13 protein-coding genes are annotated in these 17,465 nt (G+C 42.3%); 1 reads left to right on the plus strand and 12 read right to left on the minus strand.

Annotation, left to right across the window (positions count from 1 at the left end; translation table 11 throughout):
* From L4C33_RS11475 to L4C33_RS11525, 11 genes are all read right to left on the minus strand, one after another.
* Positions 1-996: bifunctional NUDIX hydrolase/phosphatase PAP2 family protein (locus tag L4C33_RS11475; RefSeq protein ID WP_428812568.1), on the minus strand; the 996-nt coding region annotated here is incomplete at its 3' end.
* A gap of 148 nt (positions 997-1,144) precedes the next feature.
* Positions 1,145-1,624: a GNAT family N-acetyltransferase gene (locus L4C33_RS11480; RefSeq protein WP_428812569.1), complete on the minus strand. Its 480-nt coding sequence runs from the start codon at positions 1,622-1,624 to the stop codon at positions 1,145-1,147.
* A gap of 235 nt (positions 1,625-1,859) precedes the next feature.
* On the minus strand, positions 1,860-2,258 hold the full coding sequence (locus L4C33_RS11485) for a YMGG-like glycine zipper-containing protein (protein ID WP_428812570.1): 399 nt from the start codon (positions 2,256-2,258) through the stop codon (positions 1,860-1,862).
* Positions 2,259-2,412: 154 nt separating this feature from the next.
* Positions 2,413-4,290: a propionyl-CoA synthetase gene (locus L4C33_RS11490; RefSeq protein ID WP_428812571.1), complete on the minus strand. Its 1,878-nt coding sequence runs from the start codon at positions 4,288-4,290 to the stop codon at positions 2,413-2,415.
* 219 nt (positions 4,291-4,509) lie between these two features.
* Positions 4,510-5,754 (minus strand): 2-methylaconitate cis-trans isomerase PrpF, encoded by a 1,245-nt coding sequence (gene prpF / locus L4C33_RS11495; protein ID WP_428812572.1) that lies wholly within the window; start codon positions 5,752-5,754, stop codon positions 4,510-4,512.
* Between the two features lie 11 nt (positions 5,755-5,765).
* On the minus strand, positions 5,766-8,420 hold the full coding sequence (gene acnD / locus L4C33_RS11500) for a Fe/S-dependent 2-methylisocitrate dehydratase AcnD (RefSeq protein ID WP_428812580.1): 2,655 nt from the start codon (positions 8,418-8,420) through the stop codon (positions 5,766-5,768).
* Positions 8,421-8,434: 14 nt separating this feature from the next.
* Positions 8,435-9,580 carry a bifunctional 2-methylcitrate synthase/citrate synthase gene (gene prpC / locus L4C33_RS11505; RefSeq protein ID WP_428812573.1) on the minus strand — a complete coding sequence of 382 codons (1,146 nt, stop codon included), beginning with the start codon at positions 9,578-9,580 and terminating at the stop codon, positions 8,435-8,437.
* A gap of 167 nt (positions 9,581-9,747) precedes the next feature.
* Positions 9,748-10,641 carry a methylisocitrate lyase gene (prpB, locus tag L4C33_RS11510; protein ID WP_428812574.1) on the minus strand — a complete coding sequence of 298 codons (894 nt, stop codon included), beginning with the start codon at positions 10,639-10,641 and terminating at the stop codon, positions 9,748-9,750.
* Between the two features lie 87 nt (positions 10,642-10,728).
* Positions 10,729-11,427 (minus strand): GntR family transcriptional regulator, encoded by a 699-nt coding sequence (locus L4C33_RS11515; RefSeq protein ID WP_428812575.1) that lies wholly within the window; start codon positions 11,425-11,427, stop codon positions 10,729-10,731.
* Positions 11,428-11,613: 186 nt separating this feature from the next.
* The gene (locus tag L4C33_RS11520) at positions 11,614-12,429 is read right to left on the minus strand and encodes a helix-turn-helix transcriptional regulator (protein ID WP_428812576.1); all 816 of its coding nucleotides are present in this window, start codon (positions 12,427-12,429) and stop codon (positions 11,614-11,616) included.
* 10 nt (positions 12,430-12,439) lie between these two features.
* The gene (locus L4C33_RS11525) at positions 12,440-13,036 is read right to left on the minus strand and encodes a LysE family translocator (protein WP_428812577.1); all 597 of its coding nucleotides are present in this window, start codon (positions 13,034-13,036) and stop codon (positions 12,440-12,442) included.
* Positions 13,037-13,246: 210 nt separating this feature from the next.
* Between L4C33_RS11525 and L4C33_RS11530 the strand changes: the two genes are divergently transcribed.
* Positions 13,247-14,059, plus strand: coding sequence for a hypothetical protein (locus tag L4C33_RS11530; RefSeq protein ID WP_428812578.1), 813 nt, complete (start codon positions 13,247-13,249; stop codon positions 14,057-14,059).
* A gap of 83 nt (positions 14,060-14,142) precedes the next feature.
* Here L4C33_RS11530 and L4C33_RS11535 read toward each other — a convergent pair whose 3' ends face one another.
* Positions 14,143-17,310, minus strand: a complete 3,168-nt coding sequence (locus L4C33_RS11535; RefSeq protein ID WP_428812579.1) for an HD domain-containing phosphohydrolase — start codon at positions 17,308-17,310, stop codon at positions 14,143-14,145.
* Positions 17,311-17,465 lie beyond the last annotated feature (155 nt).

Below are 17,465 nucleotides of genomic sequence, written 5' to 3' on the forward strand. Positions count from 1 at the left end.
GATATCAACCTGAGGGTTAGAGTCTAATCGAATAATGTGCCAAGTCGTGAGCGCACCAAGAAGTGCCCCCACAGCAACATCACTGAAAAAGGCGCTTGCCGTGTAAGTCTTAAACAACAAAATCCAAGCTAGCCCTAAAAGTACGACAATCAGCGACTTTTGATCGGTGAGCTTGTTCAACTTCCATAGCACCAACAAATTTAGACTAACCCATAATGCCGCTAATAAGCTTGGAAAACTGTAGCCACTGCTCGCAACCAATTTCATGGTAGGTAAATAGGCATGTGGTCTTGGTAATCCGAAGCCTTGGTGGGCGATTAAAGCAAGCAGTGTGACTGAGATTAACGTGAAGCCAAATTTCAATGCAAAGTTACGTCCAAAATACCATGCCACTAAAGGGAATATGACAATCAGTATCCATGGTTGCGCTAAATTATCCGTCACGAYTATCAGGTTAGAAACTGTTTGAGGCAGTTGATCGATAAAAGTTTGTAAACTCAAGATACCACTCAACTCTGCTTGATGAAGTTTAGGCGCTGCCCCCACAAGCTCCTGAACATAAGTTACAGATTGGTTTGTAGCGTTTTTAAACAGGTCTGAGATCAGCGGCCACTGATCCGGATAACGATACAATGCAACGTCGAGCTCCGACGGCACTAGCAGCATCGCTCTACTAACTTCTACACCGTAATGAGGAGCAAACCAAAGTGGTAATTCAAACCCATCGAGTTCATTTTTAGCCTGATAGCTAATCACCTCTGAATCTGAGATACAGTCAAAAATAACCGCGCTGTCGGTATAACCCAGAACATCACCAACAGTGACGACTAACCCAGCCTCTTCCCACGTTTCTCTCTGAGCCGCAATATAAGCGGGCTCACCTGAAGTAACCGCACCTCCAGGAAGAGAAAGTCTCCCGGTTATGATTTCGTCAACCATAACAATGTGATTATCTGCGCGCACAAGACAAAGTGCCCCCACAATGTTATCGGGCATATGGGTTTGAGCAAATGACGAAAAAGAGCTAAACAGCGTCAGGATTAAAATAAATAGATATGGGATAGATAACTCACTTACTGAAGGCTAGAGTTCAAAGTAAAAACAAAACGGTCTCAGTGTAATGAAATCCTAAGCATTGTGCTGTCTAGGATTCATTCAACGCCTTTCTCATCCATTGAATATGCGGTGTAAACCCCATTTTTTCATAAAAGTGTTTGGCTGGAGAATTAAAATCCCAAACCTCTACGAAAACTTGCTTGATACCATAATCATCAAACGTTTTCTCTATTCGCTCAAACAGGTGTTCTGCTATCGAGCTCTTGCGGTAATCAGGGAGGACAAATAGTTCATCAACGCTACCCATCTGAACGGGCTTACTCACCGTAGAAATTAATTCACAAAAATGACCTGTAATAAAACCAACGATTAATTGTCCTTTTAGGGCAACATAAACAAGACATTCAGGGTCATCTAAGTATCGCCCTATACTTTTTTCCTGTTCAATCTCTTCAGCCGTTTTAAAGTGCTCTGGGTTTTCTAGGTGGTGGTGGTGATGTAAGTCGTACATCAGTTCATTTAACTGCTCAAGGTCATTATGTTGCGCAGCTCTTAAGATGAGATCCATTATTATCGTACTTCTTGGTTCAATCTTTGCCTAAGTTAAAGTGTAGTTTACTTACGTCGTGCTGCTATACAAGCATTTGATTTTTCTTTTATTCCGATAAGAAAGAAATTGGAAAAGGGTAATTAAGTTAGAAGAGTCGGTATTTAAATTAATTAAAAAGGCCACTTTAATGTGGCCATTAGGAAGCACTAGCGTTTATCGCATGGCAAAGATAATAAACGGTTAATTCGAAGCGTTATGAATCATCACTTTGTTCACTTTTTAACTCAGCCAGTTGGCGTTCGAGCTCTACTAACTTAATTTCAGCTTCTACCTCTGCTACTCTTTTTTCAGCATCAGTACGATTATCTTGTGCCAACCCATCAGCAGTAACCTGATTCCTTTGTGCATTTCTCGCATCATCAGTATCTTTCATTGATCCTGCAACGCCTCCAGTCACACCACCTAGAGCAGCCCCTTTTACGGCTAAACTAGCATCTCCGGTTAGCGCACCGGCAGTTGCACCGAGTAGAGCACCACCTATCGCGCCTCTATTTCTAGCTGCGTTTTCATTTTCGTTATCCGTAGCTGGAGATGCACATCCAATTAGGGACATAGTTAATGCAAGTAAAAGTACAGGTTTAGTTAAATTCATAGTAACCACTTAGTATTCATAAGGTATGTATGAATACTAAGCGGTTTGATAGCGAAGAAAAATAAACGGGGATTTAGATAAAACATCGCCATTAGCTATGTATTAACACTGAATAACATAACCAATAACTAATCTTTATTGRGCAACACCATTGCTACTTCTGGAGCGTTGCTTCTATCTCAGTAAGACTTGAGGGATCATCTATTGTTGATGGTACAACATATTTTTCTCCATCAGCTATCTGCCTAATTGTCCTACGCAATATTTTACCAGAACGTGTTTTAGGTAGCCTTTCGACGACGAGTGCTTGTTTAAAGCAAGCGACTGCACCAATTTCACTGCGAACTTTCCCCACTAGTTCTCCTTCTAATGCAATAGCATCTACTTTTACACCGTCTTTCAGTACAACGAGACCAAGTGGCAATTGTCCTTTCAGTTCGTCATGTACTCCGACAACCGCACATTCAGCAACAGCAGGATGCGCTCCGACAATTTCCTCCATTTCACCAGTAGACAAGCGATGACCAGCGACATTAATCACATCATCAATTCTTCCCATAATGAAGAGATATCCATCCCCATCAATGTATCCACCATCGCCAGAAACATAATACCCTTCAAACTGACTAAGATATCCCGATTCGAATCGATCATGATTACGCCAAACGGTTGGCAAGCAGCCTGGAGGCAATGGCCGCTTTAAGGCTACGAACCCTTGCTGGTTTTGTTCTAGTTTCTCTCCGAGTTCATTTAGGATTTCAACTTGATACCCCGGTATAGGCTTGGTTGCTGAACCGGATTTTACGGTCATTTTCTCTAAGCCAATTGGATTACCCGCGATTGCCCAACCCGTTTCTGTTTGCCACCAGTGGTCAATAACCGGCTTCTTAGTTTGGGAAACCACCCAATCTAATGTCGGTGGATCAAGTCGCTCACCGGCCATAAAGATAGACTGCAAGTTAGACAAATCGTAATGCTCAATTAACCCGCCTTCTGGGTCTTCTTTTTTTATTGCTCTAAAGGCTGTCGGTGCCGAAAAAAGCACGTCAACTTTATACTCCTCGCACACTCGCCAAAACGCGGCGGGATCAGGTGTTCGTACTGGTTTCCCTTCAAACAAAACCGTTGTGCATCCATGAATCAATGGCGCATATACAATATAGGAATGACCAACGACCCAACCGACATCAGAAGCCGCCCAAAACACACCGTTTTGAGGCATGTTATAAATTGTGCTCATCRAGTACTTCATCGCGACAGCGTGTCCGCCATTGTCGCGCACTACCCCTTTGGGCTTTCCAGTCGTACCAGAGGTATACAAGATATAAAGTGGATCTGTTGCACGAACAGGGACACATACATGAGGGAGTGATTGTTCTAACTCATCTTGCCAATTGACGTCTCGTTCGTTAGATAGATCAGCCTCAATCATGTCTCTTTGAAATATGATGACTTTTTCTGGCTTCCAGCGACTATCCATCACAGCTTTATCAACTAAAGGCTTATATGGGATCACTTTATTAACTTCAACGCCACATGACGCCGTCATTATTACTTTTGGTTCTGCATCCTCAATTCTCACAGCAAGTTCGTTCGGTGCAAAACCACCGAATACAACAGAGTGAATGGCACCAATTCGAGAACACGCCAGCATTGCGATCGCTGCTTGCGGGATCATAGGCATATACACTATGACTCGATCACCTTTCGTCACCCCTTGCCGAGCTAGCATTCCAGCAGTTTTAGCGACTTCCTCTCGTAGTTCTCCATATGTGAACAGCTGCTTAGACTCAGTTACGGGCGAATCATAAATCAATGCAATTTGATTCGTTCTACCATTTTCACAGTGATAATCTAGTGCAAGCCACGATGTATTCATTACACCATCAGGAAACCATCTTTCAATTCCATTCCCGTCCAACGCTAAGGTTATATTGGGCTTCTCAAACCAATCAATGCTATTTGCTTGCGCTTTCCAAAATGATTCAGGCTGTGTTTGAGCCCATTGGTACTCTTCAATATAAGCAGACATTCGTCTCTCCATGCTTATTAACCCAGTGCGGGGCTATTTTTGATTAGCTTCCAGGTTTCGAAAGGCAGAAAAGACGAATTTAAGGTGCAAAAAACCGAGGCAGTTATTCAACTGCCCTCATTCGGTTTTATGATGTGTTGTTCTACAAATTCGTCGAACTTATAGAGTCGCCTTAAATGACGTTAGACTGCCTAACATACTGTCAGCACTTTTGAAAAGTTAAAACGGGACTCGAACCCAACCTTCCATTAACACACGAGCGCTACGGCTCATTGTCACTTTCTCTACTTCCCAACCAGCTTCACTTTGCTCACTCTTAGCGCCAACTTTTAACGTCCCAGAGGGGTGACCAAAATTAACGGAACGCTTATGCCCGCCTCCAGCCGCTTTGTTCACTAAAGTTCCTGGTATACTTGCCGCCGAAGCAATAGCGACAGCTGCCGTTCCCATCATCGCATGATGTAGTTTCCCCATAGAAAGCGCTCGAACTAAAAGATCAATATCGCATGCCTTTACGGATTTTCCACTAGATGACAAATAGTCCTTAGGTGGTGACACAAACGCTACTTTGGGGGTGTGTAACCTCGCTTTAGCTTCCTCTAAGGAATTTATTAAGCCCATTTTCAATGCACCATAAGCCCGGATTTTTTCAAACATTTCCAGCGCTTGTGGATCGCCATTAATGTCACCTTGTAATTCAACCCCCTGATAACCGACAGCGCCAGCATCAATGAAAATCGTCGGTATACCCGAATTAATTAGCGTGGCATCTAGCTCACCGATAGACGGAATATCTAATCGATCGACAATATTACCGGTAGGGAACATTGAATTACTTCCCTCTGTAGGCTTAACAAAATCCACTTGAATTTCCGCCGAAGGGAACGTCACGCCATCAAGTTCAAAGCTACCGACTTCCTGAACCTGACCATTGAGAATAGGCACGTGAACAACAATAGTTTTCTTTATATTCGCTTGCCAGACACGAACATCAACAACACCGTTCTCCGGAATTCGCTCTTGATCGACTAGACCGCTATGAATAGCAAACGGCCCAACCGCAGCAGACAGGTTTCCGCAGTTTCCACTCCAATCGACAAAAGGTTTATCTATCGCTATCTGACCAAACAGATAATCGACATCATGGTCACTTGAAAGGCTCTTAGAGACAACCACAGCTTTGCTTGTACTGCTTGTCGCCCCACCCATGCCATCTGTCTGCTTCCCGTAGGGATCAGGACTACCAATAACGCGCAGTAATAGATCATCTCGACTTTTACCGGCGACTTGAGCACTTAAGGGTAAATCACTTAAATTGAAAAATACGCCTTTGCTCGTGCCCCCTCTCATATACGTTGCAGGTACTCTGAGTTGTGGTAAAGGGGTATTCGGTGATCCAACTGCTCCATCTAAAGCAGGTGTTTGACTGTGAACCTCATTCTCATTTGAACTATTCTGAGTCATTTTCATCCCTCTTATTGAGCCAAGAAATCTTGAGCAAAACGTTGAAGGACGCCACCAGCATTATAGACTAGCACTTCATCGGCGGTATCTAAGCGACAAGTTACTGGAACCTCTAGCACTTCTCCTTGCTTTCGTGTCACCTTTAACAGTAGCTCTGCGCCCGATTCGACTTCACCAATAATGTCATATTGCTCTGTACCATCTAACTCCAATGAGTGCCGTGAGACCCCATTTTTAAACTCAAGCGGCATCACGCCCATGCCGACTAGATTAGTACGATGGATACGTTCAAAACCTTCAGCCACAATCACTTCAACTCCGGCAAGGCGAACTCCTTTTGCCGCCCAATCCCGAGATGAACCTTGACCATAATCTTTACCGGCAATAACAATTAATCGCTGCTTACGCGTCATGTAAGTTTCGATTGCTTCCCACATTCGTAAGGTTTTACCCTCCGGCTCAATGCGGGCGTATGAACCTTGAACCACCTGCCCGTCTTCTTTCACCATCTCATTGAACAACTTAGGGTTAGCAAATGTTGCGCGTTGCGCTGTTAAGTGATCACCACGGTGAGTTGCATATGAATTAAAGTCTGGCTCTGGAACTCCCATCTTAGCTAGGTACTCCCCAGCGGCACTGCTTGCTAAAATTGCATTAGACGGAGATAAGTGGTCAGTGGTTATATTGTCTCCCAATATGGCAAGTGGTCTTAGCCCAGTTAGCGTGTTGGTATTTGTACTCTGAAGATCAGTTGGAGAGCTTCCAGTAAGTGCGTTGTCCCAATAAGGTGGTCGACGAATATAGGTGCTCATTTCACGCCACTCATAGAGTGGACTCAATGACGTCGCCTGGTCTTGTGGCTTGAACATCTGGATATAAACCTGGTTAAACTGCTCAGGTTTAACGTGTCGGTTAACCACCGAGTCAATTTCTTCATCACTCGGCCATAGGTCATTCAAATAGACAGGGTTACCTTGTAGATCGTTTCCTAGCGAGTCACGCTCGATGTCAAAACGAATCGTTCCAGCTAGAGCGTAAGCCACAACTAGASGTGGAGAGGCTAAGAATGCCTGCTTTGCATAAGGGTGAATTCTCCCATCAAAGTTTCGGTTTCCTGACAAAACAGCGGTCGAGTAAACATTACGATCGATAATTTCTTGCTGAATTTCGGGAGCAAGCGCACCGCTCATGCCATTACACGTAGTACAAGCATATGCCACAATACCGAAGCCAAGCTGTTCCATTTCAGACAACAGTCCCGCATCTTCAAGATATAGCTTTGCTACTTTAGAGCCTGGGGCGAACGATGTTTTAACCCATGGCTTTCTAGCAAGACCTAATTGATTGGCCTTTTTAGCCACGAGGGCTGCAGCAACAACATTTCTTGGGTTACTTGTATTAGTACAAGACGTGATAGCAGCAATAATCACTGCGCCGTCAGGAAGTTGTCCATCAGCATCACTAGCCAATTTTTCTGCTTCTTGCGTTGCAATACCTTGGCTGACCAATTCACTCGTCGGGAGTCTGCGGTGAGGGTTAGAGGGCCCTGCTAATGTACGGGTAACAGTAGAGAGATCAAACTCAAGTACGCGTTCATACTCTACCGATGCTAGGTCATCCGCCCAAAGCCCAGTTTCTTTCGCATACTTTTCTACTAAGTCGACCTGTTCTTGCTCTCGCCCCGTTAACTTTAAATAGTTAATGGTTTGCTGGTCGATGTAGAACATTCCGGCAGTGGCGCCATACTCTGGTGTCATGTTGGAAATCGTCGCACGGTCACCAATGGTTAGATTTAAAGTTCCTTCTCCAAAGAACTCTAGGTAACAAGATACGACCTTCGCGTTACGTAAGAACTCTGTTATGGCCAGTACTATATCGGTCGCGGTAATTCCTGGTTGTCGTTTACCCACCAACTTAACGCCAACAATATCAGGTAAGCGCATCATTGAAGGACGGCCAAGCATAACCGTTTCTGCTTCTAAGCCACCGACTCCAATTGCGATAACCCCTAATGCATCTACATGAGGAGTATGGCTATCTGTACCAACACAGGTATCTGGGAAAGCCACGCCATTTTGGACTTGAACAACAGGAGACATTTTTTCAAGATTGATTTGATGCATAATCCCATTACCAGCGGGAATTACGCTGACATTTTCAAATGCCGTTTTACACCACTCAATGAAATGAAATCTATCTTCATTCCGACGGTCCTCAATTGCGCGATTTTTATCAAAAGCCCCCTCTTCAAAGCCTGCATGTTCAACCGCAAGTGAGTGATCGACGATAAGTTGGGTCTCTACCACAGGGTTTACCTTCGCAGGATCGCCTCCTTGCTCCGCAATCGCGTCACGTAAACCAGCAAGATCAACTAATGCCGTTTGGCCAAGAATGTCATGGCAAACCACGCGAGCTGGATACCAAGGGAAATCTAAGTCACTTTTACGTTCAATAATTTGCTTTAGAGAATCTACAAGGGTGCTAGCGTCACAACGTCTAACTAAATTCTCTGCTAGGACTCGCGAGGTATAAGGCAGCGTTTCATAGGCTCCTTCCTTTATGTCATTGACCGCTGAACGAGCATCAAAGAACTCATAGGATGTGCCTTTCAATACCTTTCGGTATTGATAGTTCAAAGAGTCCACTTCGGGGTTTGAATGATCCATCATAGTATCCCCCCCTAACCACGCTGCTCTATAGGTAACCAATCTTGATGTTCAGGCCCTGCATAATCAGCACTTGGACGAATGATTCGGTTATGTGCTCTTTGCTCAAAAACATGCGCTGTCCAACCCGTTAAACGACTCATTACAAAAATTGGCGTGAATAGCTTTGTAGGAATATCCATGAAATGGTAAGCAGAAGCATGGAAAAAATCAGCATTACAAAACAGTCCTTTTTCACGTTTCATTACTGACTCAACGCGCTCAGAAACATCGTATAAGTGGTTATCTCCTACGCTTTCAGAAAGAGTTTTCGACCAACGTTTTATTAGCGCATTTCTAGGGTCGCTTTCTCTATATATTGCGTGCCCAAAGCCCATAATCTTGTCTTTGTTGTCGAGCATTTTCAAAATATTAGCTTCCGCTTCATCAGGCGTTGACCAGTTTTGGATCATGTCCATAGCGGCTTCATTCGCACCACCGTGCAAAGGCCCACGTAAAGTACCGATAGCAGCTGTTACACAAGAATGAATATCTGATAATGTTGATGCACAAACACGAGCAGCAAACGTAGAGGCATTAAACTCATGCTCTGCGTATAAAATTAGAGAGCAATGCATAACTTTTTTATGCAATTCAGTTGGTGTTTTACCTGTTAACATTTTCAAAAAGTAGCCACCAACACAATCTTCACTATGGTCTTCTGTTTCAATTCGTATTCCATCGTGACTAAAACGATACCAGTAGCAAATTATTGCAGGAAACAGAGCCAACATACGTTCAGTCGCGGCCAACTGTTCTGAGAAGTCTTTTTCTTGGTCCAAGTTACCCAAAACTGAGCAACCCGTTCTCATCACATCCATTGGGTGCGCGCTCGCAGGAAGCAACTCTAAAGATTGCTTCAGAGCTTCAGGCAAGCCTCTCAATGTCGTTAAATGAGTCTTATATTGGTCTAGCTCATTCTGATTAGGTAAGTGCCCTCTCAATAGCAAATGAGCGACCTCTTCAAACTGGGCATTATTTGCGAGATCGGAAATATCGTATCCGCGATACGTTAAGCCAGTCCCCGATTTACCGACAGTGCATAATGATGTTACTCCAGCGCTTTGACCACGTAGGCCAGCGCCACCTAAAACTTGATTCTCTTTAGAAGAGTTAGGCATTGTGAACTCCTTTTCTTTCTCAGCATACGAGCCCTCTTCGGAGCAAAGCCACCTACTTTCATTTACGATTCATAGATATTGCTTTTATCGTTATGTTGAGTATTTTCACGTTATTGGATTAGGTTAATTGTCTCGTTGTTCTTTTCTTTATTTGATTTAATGTCTGATCAACTTTCATTAAATAGACGATCAAGTTTGTCTTCATAATCATGATAGCTAAGGTGCTGATAAAGCTCTTTCCGCGTTTGCATACCATCAAGCAAAGCAGTCTGATTCCCATGCTCTAATAAGTGTGTATAAACCAATTCCGCCGCTTTATTCATCGCTCTGAATGCACTTAATGGGTAAAGCACCATATCAACACGCGATTGCGCTAGCTCTTCTGTATTAAACAGTGGTGTTTGTCCAAATTCAGTAATGTTCGCCAAAATGGGAATATGTCTACCAGTCGCCGACTCCAGTGACGTAGAGAACTGAACATACTGATCTAACGTGTTCATCGCCTCCGGGAAAATCATATCGGCTCCCGCTTCAACACAAGCTATCGCCCGATCTATCGCACTATCTATTCCTTCTACTGCGAGCGCGTCTGTACGTGCCATCAAAACAAAATCAGTATTAGTACGAGCGTCCGCTGCTGCCTTTACGCGATCAACCATTTCTTGTTGGGTAACAATTGCTTTGTTTGGTCTGTGTCCACATCGTTTTTGTGCAACTTGATCTTCCATATGAACCGCAGCGGCTCCGGCCTTCTCCATTGCTTTGATTGTTCTTGCAATATTGAACGCACCTCCAAAACCTGTATCAATGTCCACCAGTAAAGGTAAATCACATGCATTAGTGATGCGCTCTACGTCCACCAGCACATCATTTAAAGTTGTAATGCCTAAGTCGGGTAATCCATACGACGCATTAGCAATCCCCCCACCAGATAAATAGATCGCTTGATGCCCTAAATTCTTGGCCATCATCGCGCAATATGGGTTAATCGTTCCAACGATCTGCAGTGGGTTGCTATCCGCAACAGCACGTCTAAATTTGGCCCCAGGGCTTAAACTCATAGCTGACTCTCCTTGTTTAAATCAAATACTCAAATTTCTATATAGCTGAAAAGTGATAACGTTTTTATGAATTGTACTCGCTGCGCACTACTCACGAATTTGTTGCTCAATCAAAATACGACTTCCTGATATGTGCCGACGCATCAACATTTCGGCAAGCTCTTCATCACGGTTTTTTATCGCCTGGAGAATATGTTTATGCTCTGCTAAGGCTTCTGTTGGCCGAGATTGTGAACGAGGTGATTGATAGCGGTACATTCTTAGCAAATGATATAGTTCATTACATAATAGGGAGATTAGTTGACTGTTTCGGCTTGCTTTTATGATTCGGTAATGGAAATCAAAATCGCCGTGCTGATGAAAGTAAGAGGACCCTTCAACTTCATCAATATGCTCAGAGTGAGTAAGCAATAAACCCWCTAACGCTATTAGCTCTTCTTGTGAAATATGCTTAGCTGCAAGTCTTGCCGCCATACCTTCTAAAGCTTCTCGCACTGCATACAACTCAACGAGTTTCTCTGGTGAGAACGTAATAACACGAGCCCCAACGTGAGGAATACGTTCAATAAGCCCTAATCCTTCAACACGCATTATGGCTTCTCTCAAAGGTCCGCGACTCACTTCAAAACGCTTAGCTAATTCAGGCTCTGAAATTTTACTTCCGGGTTCAATTTGTCCTTCGACAATAGCTTCGATTAAATACTCGGTCAGGTTTTCAGCCTTCGTATTTTCTTTATCGTTTGTTTTTCCGGTGATCTCGTCACCTATCGAAAAAGCACTATTCATATTCGTTCCATTTAAAGTATTACTTACTCATTTAGAGTGAGTTCAATGGAAAGCGATAAACTCTCACATTGTCTACATTTTGTTCTTCTGAATATAAAATAGACGAGTACAGTGTCGACAATCAAGTAAATTGTCGACAATTTAGACTAATGTATTAGGTGGGGATAAATATAGAAGTGATGATAATTAGGAGAAGAATGACTGGTAAACCCTTGGTGTTACTGCCATTCGCTTTTTAAAGTTACGTTGAAAGTGCGCTTGATCAGAAAAACCCAGAGATTGAGAAGTGTCGACAATTGTTGAGCCTTTTTTGAGCATTTGCTTAGCTCGCTTAATTCTTTCATCGAGCAGGTATGCGTGTGGGGAGAGGCCGTAATATTGTTTGAAGCTTCTGATAAGGTGATACTGACTTACGCCAATCTCATCAGATAACTCCGTCATAGTTAGGTTATTGGCGACATTATCGAGTAGCTTTTCTCTTATCTTGATTAGATTAGGTAAATTCCGACTCACTTTGCTTGACGACATAACATCACGTTGAAAGCTATGTTCAATAAATCTGTATAGGTGGTATTCCGCTGCGAGAGATGTACTGCCATTCATTAAGCTTTGATATAACTCTTGAAAGTAGCGTCTTATTTTAGGGTGTCTTTCAAAGTCATATTGGAAAGCGTAATAGTCTGAGTCCTTTCGGCCTAAAACCTGTTGCTGGATGTCCCCAAGCCAAAGGCTGTCGACAAACAACATTTTGTAAGACCACTCTCCGCTTTCAGGATTACACGAATGCACATCTGCCGGGTTTATCGTGACAATATCCCCTTTGCCAATAGCATGATTAGATCCTAGGTTCGTATAAGCAGCACATCCGCTTTCAATAATCCCAAAAGAAAACTCATCATGAGAGTGAGCGTCGTAACAAGCGTTAGATTTATTCGCAACACGAATTTCGATTTGAGGCAGTAACGTGCTTTGCTTAAATCCAACACTTTTGTCTTTTGCCATAGTCCACTCCTTAGACCCAAATACTAGCGACAGATAACACCAATAATGCTGCAGTTACTCGATTAAAGGCTTTTTGTTTACTTTCCGATTGTAAGAAGCCTCTAATCATATGTCCTAACAGCGCCCATGCAGAAACACCAATAAAACATGCTACCAGAGAGATACTTGTGAACAACACAAGTTGAGACTTTAATTCGCTCTGCCCAACCACGTATAAACTAATACCAGACATGGCAACCAACCATGCTTTTGGGTTAATACATTGCATTATTGCGCCGTGAATCAAACTAGGAGCTTTTTCTTGTTCGACTCCTCCCATTTTTTGATAAGGAGAAAGTGCGATTTTTTTTGCAAGATAAAGTAAAAATAGACTACCTGCAGCCTGCATCGCCAACTCTATATTAGGAATCCAGCTCGCGAGTACATTGAGTAAGTTTCCTGAGATAAAAACGACAATGCTATACGCAACGCTAGCCCCCAAGACAAACAATGACGCTCGCATAAAGCCATAATTAGCTGCTGTACTCGTGGCGACAAGGTTAACTGGCCCTGGAGAAATGGCTCCCACCATAGCGAAAATAGACATAGCAAGAATTAACGGTTCCATAGAAACTCCTTATATTTTTCCTTAGCCTACCAAGCGGGTTATAGAAGTTATTGAACAAAATTGCGCTTAAAATAATGATCCATATCTAGTAGCTTGAAACATAWCAATGCCTTAGTCACATTTATGCATAGCATTAAAATATAAACGCTCAACTTCCGTTAATATTTCTACATATGGTTTTGTAAGCACTATTTTGAAAGCACTAAGTACATGTTCAAATTATCAAAAGCTCCATCTTTTATACTATCGACATCCATTCTTTCTGCGCTCCTTGGGTGCTCTACTAGCGATGATGCAGACAACGCTTACCTTAATGAGTACTTCCCTCTCAGTGAAAGTGTGTATTCTCAAGACGCACTAAAAGTTGGAGCAACCAATAACATCATTAAAAGTGCTATCAATCAGAGCCAGCTGTTATCTATAGTAGAAAGAGCTGATGTTGACCGCCATATGTCAGTCTTATTCCCAGAAATTTCAGCTCAATCTCATGCCAGCATAAGCTTGTTATCAACTCCGGTGTTTCATGATTCATTAGAGCAAATCATCAGTGAATTTACCTGCCACCTATACAGCAGTGCCCAACCTGATAACACAGTGCAATTTTGTCCTAACTCCATTAGTGTTCAGCGAAATAACCTCGACTACCTGCCTTTTAATAAAGGCGAGCTTTATCAACAACGCCTAATCGTTAACAACAAAAACTTAACCGATGGTGTGCAAGTCGAGTTATTTATGAAAAGTGGTAAAGAGTTGAGTTCTGAACAGCTATTTGCTCCAATTCACACACTAGGAGTGTTTCCTAGAAGCAGTATTGCAGACAACAGCCTTGTGCTAACCATCAATATGAAGGCTTCCACCATTAACTCTGAACGAGTATGGCAACCTATTTACAACAAACCATTGATCTTCTTTGTTGTTATGCCGGATATCGAATCTATTACTGAGTTACCTAATGAGCTCAATGCCATCGAATATGCGAAGAACAACAGCAGTATTTTGTTAGTGAAACAGTCTAATAAATAGCGCGAGCTTTTTTCTACTAGTCGAAAAAAAGCGCACCTCGGTGCGCTTTTCACTAACAGCTAGAAAGCAGAAGTGTCTAATTCTTAGGCTGCGATTTTGATATATTTGTTGATATCAACGTGATCTATTTGCTCTGGTTTCAAGAATTCTTCTGCGTATCGAACATGCGTACCACTGGTTAGAAACAGAATGAATAATTCCATATCTAAATGTTCGTCCAATGCCATTTTATACATGATATCAACAGCAACGCTTATTGGCTTCGCTTTTTTATAAGGGCGATCTGCGGCGGTTAGTGCTTCAAATATGTCTGATATCACTAGAATTCGCTCAGGAATAGACAAGTCTTCAGCTGTAAGCTTACGTGGGTAGCCTGTACCCTTAAGTGTTTCGTGGTGCGTTGAAGCATATCGAGGAACACGACTCAACTCTTTCGGGAACGGAAGGTTCTCCAACATTTTTATGGTACTCAACATGTGCTCGTTAATCTTAAATCGATCTTCTGCCGTCAGTGTTCCACGAGCAATACTCAGGTTGTAAACTTCGCCTAAATTATACAAATGCTCCGGTACATCCATATTGATACCATGTCGAGGGTCAAACTCAATTAGACGATCTCGTGGAACAATATGCTCAGGTTTATCAGACAATAAGCTTTCTGTTGCTGGCAGTGGTGAATGAGTTACTTTATTAAGCTCTTCGATAGGAGACAAACCTAATTCATCATCAAAGTTACGTGTCCATTGAGTTTGAGCAATGCTTTTTATGCGATCAACTTTATCATTACTCATAAATTCACCGCCTACGTTAGCAGTTGCGATGAACTCGAAATCATCTTTTAGTTTCGCACGTAATGTTGCAAGTTCAGCTTCTATATCTTCAACCGATTCAGTACCCGCTAGCTTCTTAGTCAATGCATTAATTTCCGCATCGCGCCAAAGTACTTCAAAACGCGTACGAATTTCATGAATACGATTGTAGTTAGCCTCTAGCTTACTGCCTTTGTCGACAATGTGTTCTGGAGTCGTGATTTTCCCACAATCATGTAGCCACGCAGCAATACGGAACTCACGTCGCTCGTCATCACTTTCAAACTTGAACTCTTTGAAGTTACCCTTATCAGACTGTTCAGCCGCTTCCGCTAACATCATTCCTAATTCTGGTACACGATTACAATGCCCTGCTGTATACGCTGACTTATCATCGATGGCTTGAGCAATAAGCTTAATAAACGCTTCGACAAACTCTTCTTGTGCTTCTTCATGACGTTTTATTTCTTTCGCCATATCCACAATAGCCGATGAAAGCTCCCAGATTTCTGAAATACGGGTATCTGACTGAACAACATCGTCGTATTGGCGATCTTTAATAAGTTGAGTTTGTTTGATAAGCCCGGTAATAGGGTTCACGATTGGCGAACCAAATCGCCACGCTAGCGGTAACAGGCCTAATAAGAAGACACCAGTGATTGCTACAGACTTCTGAACCTTATCCAAAACCTGTGCAAATATGACCGACTCAGGGATCATTACAGCAAAATATTCGCCATCGACGTGATTTCTAGTCGGTGTCAGGTAAATGTACTTATTCAGTCCCGACACAGTACGTTTAACAAGTCGTCCATGAGCGGAATCTAGATGTGATAATTCGTATAGTTCAACGTAAGGAACACGTCTCATGTCTTCCTTTGATTCTTTACGCTTAAAGTTAAGCCACTTGTCAGACAGATATTTCTTCTGTTCAGGCGTAATATTGGCAATGGCTAAATTTAGAATTTCAACAACCTCCTTATCTTGGGGTTGCATCAGAATATGATAGTCAGTGGGGAAATTCTGCTGCAGTTCAGCAATATTTTCTTGTACAACCATATCTGTGAGAAAGTATTGATTTACCGCTGATTTCAAAATAGCTGAAGTATCTAAAAATGCATGGATCTCGCCAGATTTAAGTGCCGCTATAATTTCGTTAATCGTATCAAATTCTATCAATTCAATATTTGGGTACAAGCTTCTGAATTTTGGAATAATTGACCAGCCAGCAAACATCCCTACTTTTTTGCCTTGTAACTGTTTAAGTGATTTTAGTTTTCCAAATGATTTATGTGTGGCAAACGCAAAAGGTAATTGGTAAATAGGATCACTAAAGTTGCCTTTTGCATAACCTTGATTATTGTTTTGCAAAGAATGTAATAAGTCTAAAGATCCTTCGCTGTATTGTTGAAGCAGTTCGTTCCATGTAAAACCATTAATAAACTCAAACTTGAAACCCGATGTATTTGAAAGCTCTTTCAAAAGATCAACAGCGTACCCTCTCGGTTCTCCCGAAATAGCGTAGTCCATTGGTCCCCATGCAGTTTGGTTTGAGACTTTTAGTGAGCGGGTTGAATCTACTATAGCTTGTTGCGATTCAGTCAGTTCTAAAGGGCTACCTTCGGGCATTTCACTCGTATGATTTGGCGCTAGATTCGTGGCTATAACCTCACCATTACGACGAAATACAAAGGCTTCGACACCGGTTGATGCTCCTGAACTCGCTAAGATTGATTTCATCTTATTCGATAACGAAGATAGCAATACATCGACACCTAGCACTTGTTTATGCTTTGGCAAGTCTATAGAGAATGTTTGCCCTGTGATCTTAAGGTGTTGAAATAAGTAGGGTTGGGTTTTACTGACTTCTGTAGACGCACTTTCAAACCAAGGGCGTTGCGTAGGGAAATAATTACTGTCTTCAGAGCGTATGAAACGCTCATTGAAATTTTCGTCTAAATATTGAGTCTGCTTCAGGCGCTTCGAACCTTGATCAAAAATTCGAATAGCAACCCAACGATCTTGAGGAGAGGCATTAATCTTTTCACGTACAATTGGTGACGACTCTAAGTTGATCAATTGATAAAAATCATCGTCTTCCCCGCCAATATATACGCTATAGATTTGGGGGTTATTCTCCAGTACATCCGCAAAAATATTGCGCATCGTATTACGATCAAGTCTTGCGTCTGTCGCTTTCAAAATTGCAGCAAGTAAACCAGTTGTGTAACTACTCTCACCATCCGACGATTTTACGTAATCACTAATATTATTCGCAATAATAGAGTATTTGGTGAGAGTATTTTCTGTTGCCAACTTTTTATTAAAATAGTATTGAAGCGATATCGCCAGCATAGCGGTAATAATAGTAGCGAGAATAAACATTCCCCCGACCGTAAAGCGAATAGAAAACTTCTTATCAACTTTGTCCATTTTTTCCATAAAAGCGTCACTTCCGTGTTTATATTATAACTACAACTCTACGTTACCAATACTCCGTACCATATATCGTTAATTAGCTAATTACAACAATGTCACTTTCTTTTTTCTCTTCACAAATAAACGTATAAGAAACGAATTGTTACCCTTGTTTATAC

Origin of the sequence: Vibrio makurazakiensis (assembly GCF_050337375.1) — a bacterium.
GTDB classification, from domain to species: Bacteria; Pseudomonadota; Gammaproteobacteria; order Enterobacterales; family Vibrionaceae; genus Vibrio; species Vibrio makurazakiensis.

What these genes read in the sequence shown, in the direction of transcription:
- L4C33_RS11480 (WP_428812569.1), bottom strand. Translation starts at nt 1,624, where the DNA reads ATGGATCTCATCTTAAGAGCTGCGCAACATAATGACCTTGAGCAGTTA.
- L4C33_RS11485 (WP_428812570.1), bottom strand. Translation starts at nt 2,258, where the DNA reads ATGAATTTAACTAAACCTGTACTTTTACTTGCATTAACTATGTCCCTA.
- prpF (WP_428812572.1), bottom strand. Translation starts at nt 5,754, where the DNA reads ATGACTCAGAATAGTTCAAATGAGAATGAGGTTCACAGTCAAACACCT.
- prpC (WP_428812573.1), bottom strand. Translation starts at nt 9,580, where the DNA reads ATGCCTAACTCTTCTAAAGAGAATCAAGTTTTAGGTGGCGCTGGCCTA.
- prpB (WP_428812574.1), bottom strand. Translation starts at nt 10,641, where the DNA reads ATGAGTTTAAGCCCTGGGGCCAAATTTAGACGTGCTGTTGCGGATAGC.
- L4C33_RS11520 (WP_428812576.1), bottom strand. Translation starts at nt 12,429, where the DNA reads ATGGCAAAAGACAAAAGTGTTGGATTTAAGCAAAGCACGTTACTGCCT.
- L4C33_RS11525 (WP_428812577.1), bottom strand. Translation starts at nt 13,036, where the DNA reads ATGGAACCGTTAATTCTTGCTATGTCTATTTTCGCTATGGTGGGAGCC.
- L4C33_RS11530 (WP_428812578.1), top strand. Translation starts at nt 13,247, where the DNA reads ATGTTCAAATTATCAAAAGCTCCATCTTTTATACTATCGACATCCATT.
- L4C33_RS11535 (WP_428812579.1), bottom strand. Translation starts at nt 17,310, where the DNA reads ATGGAAAAAATGGACAAAGTTGATAAGAAGTTTTCTATTCGCTTTACG.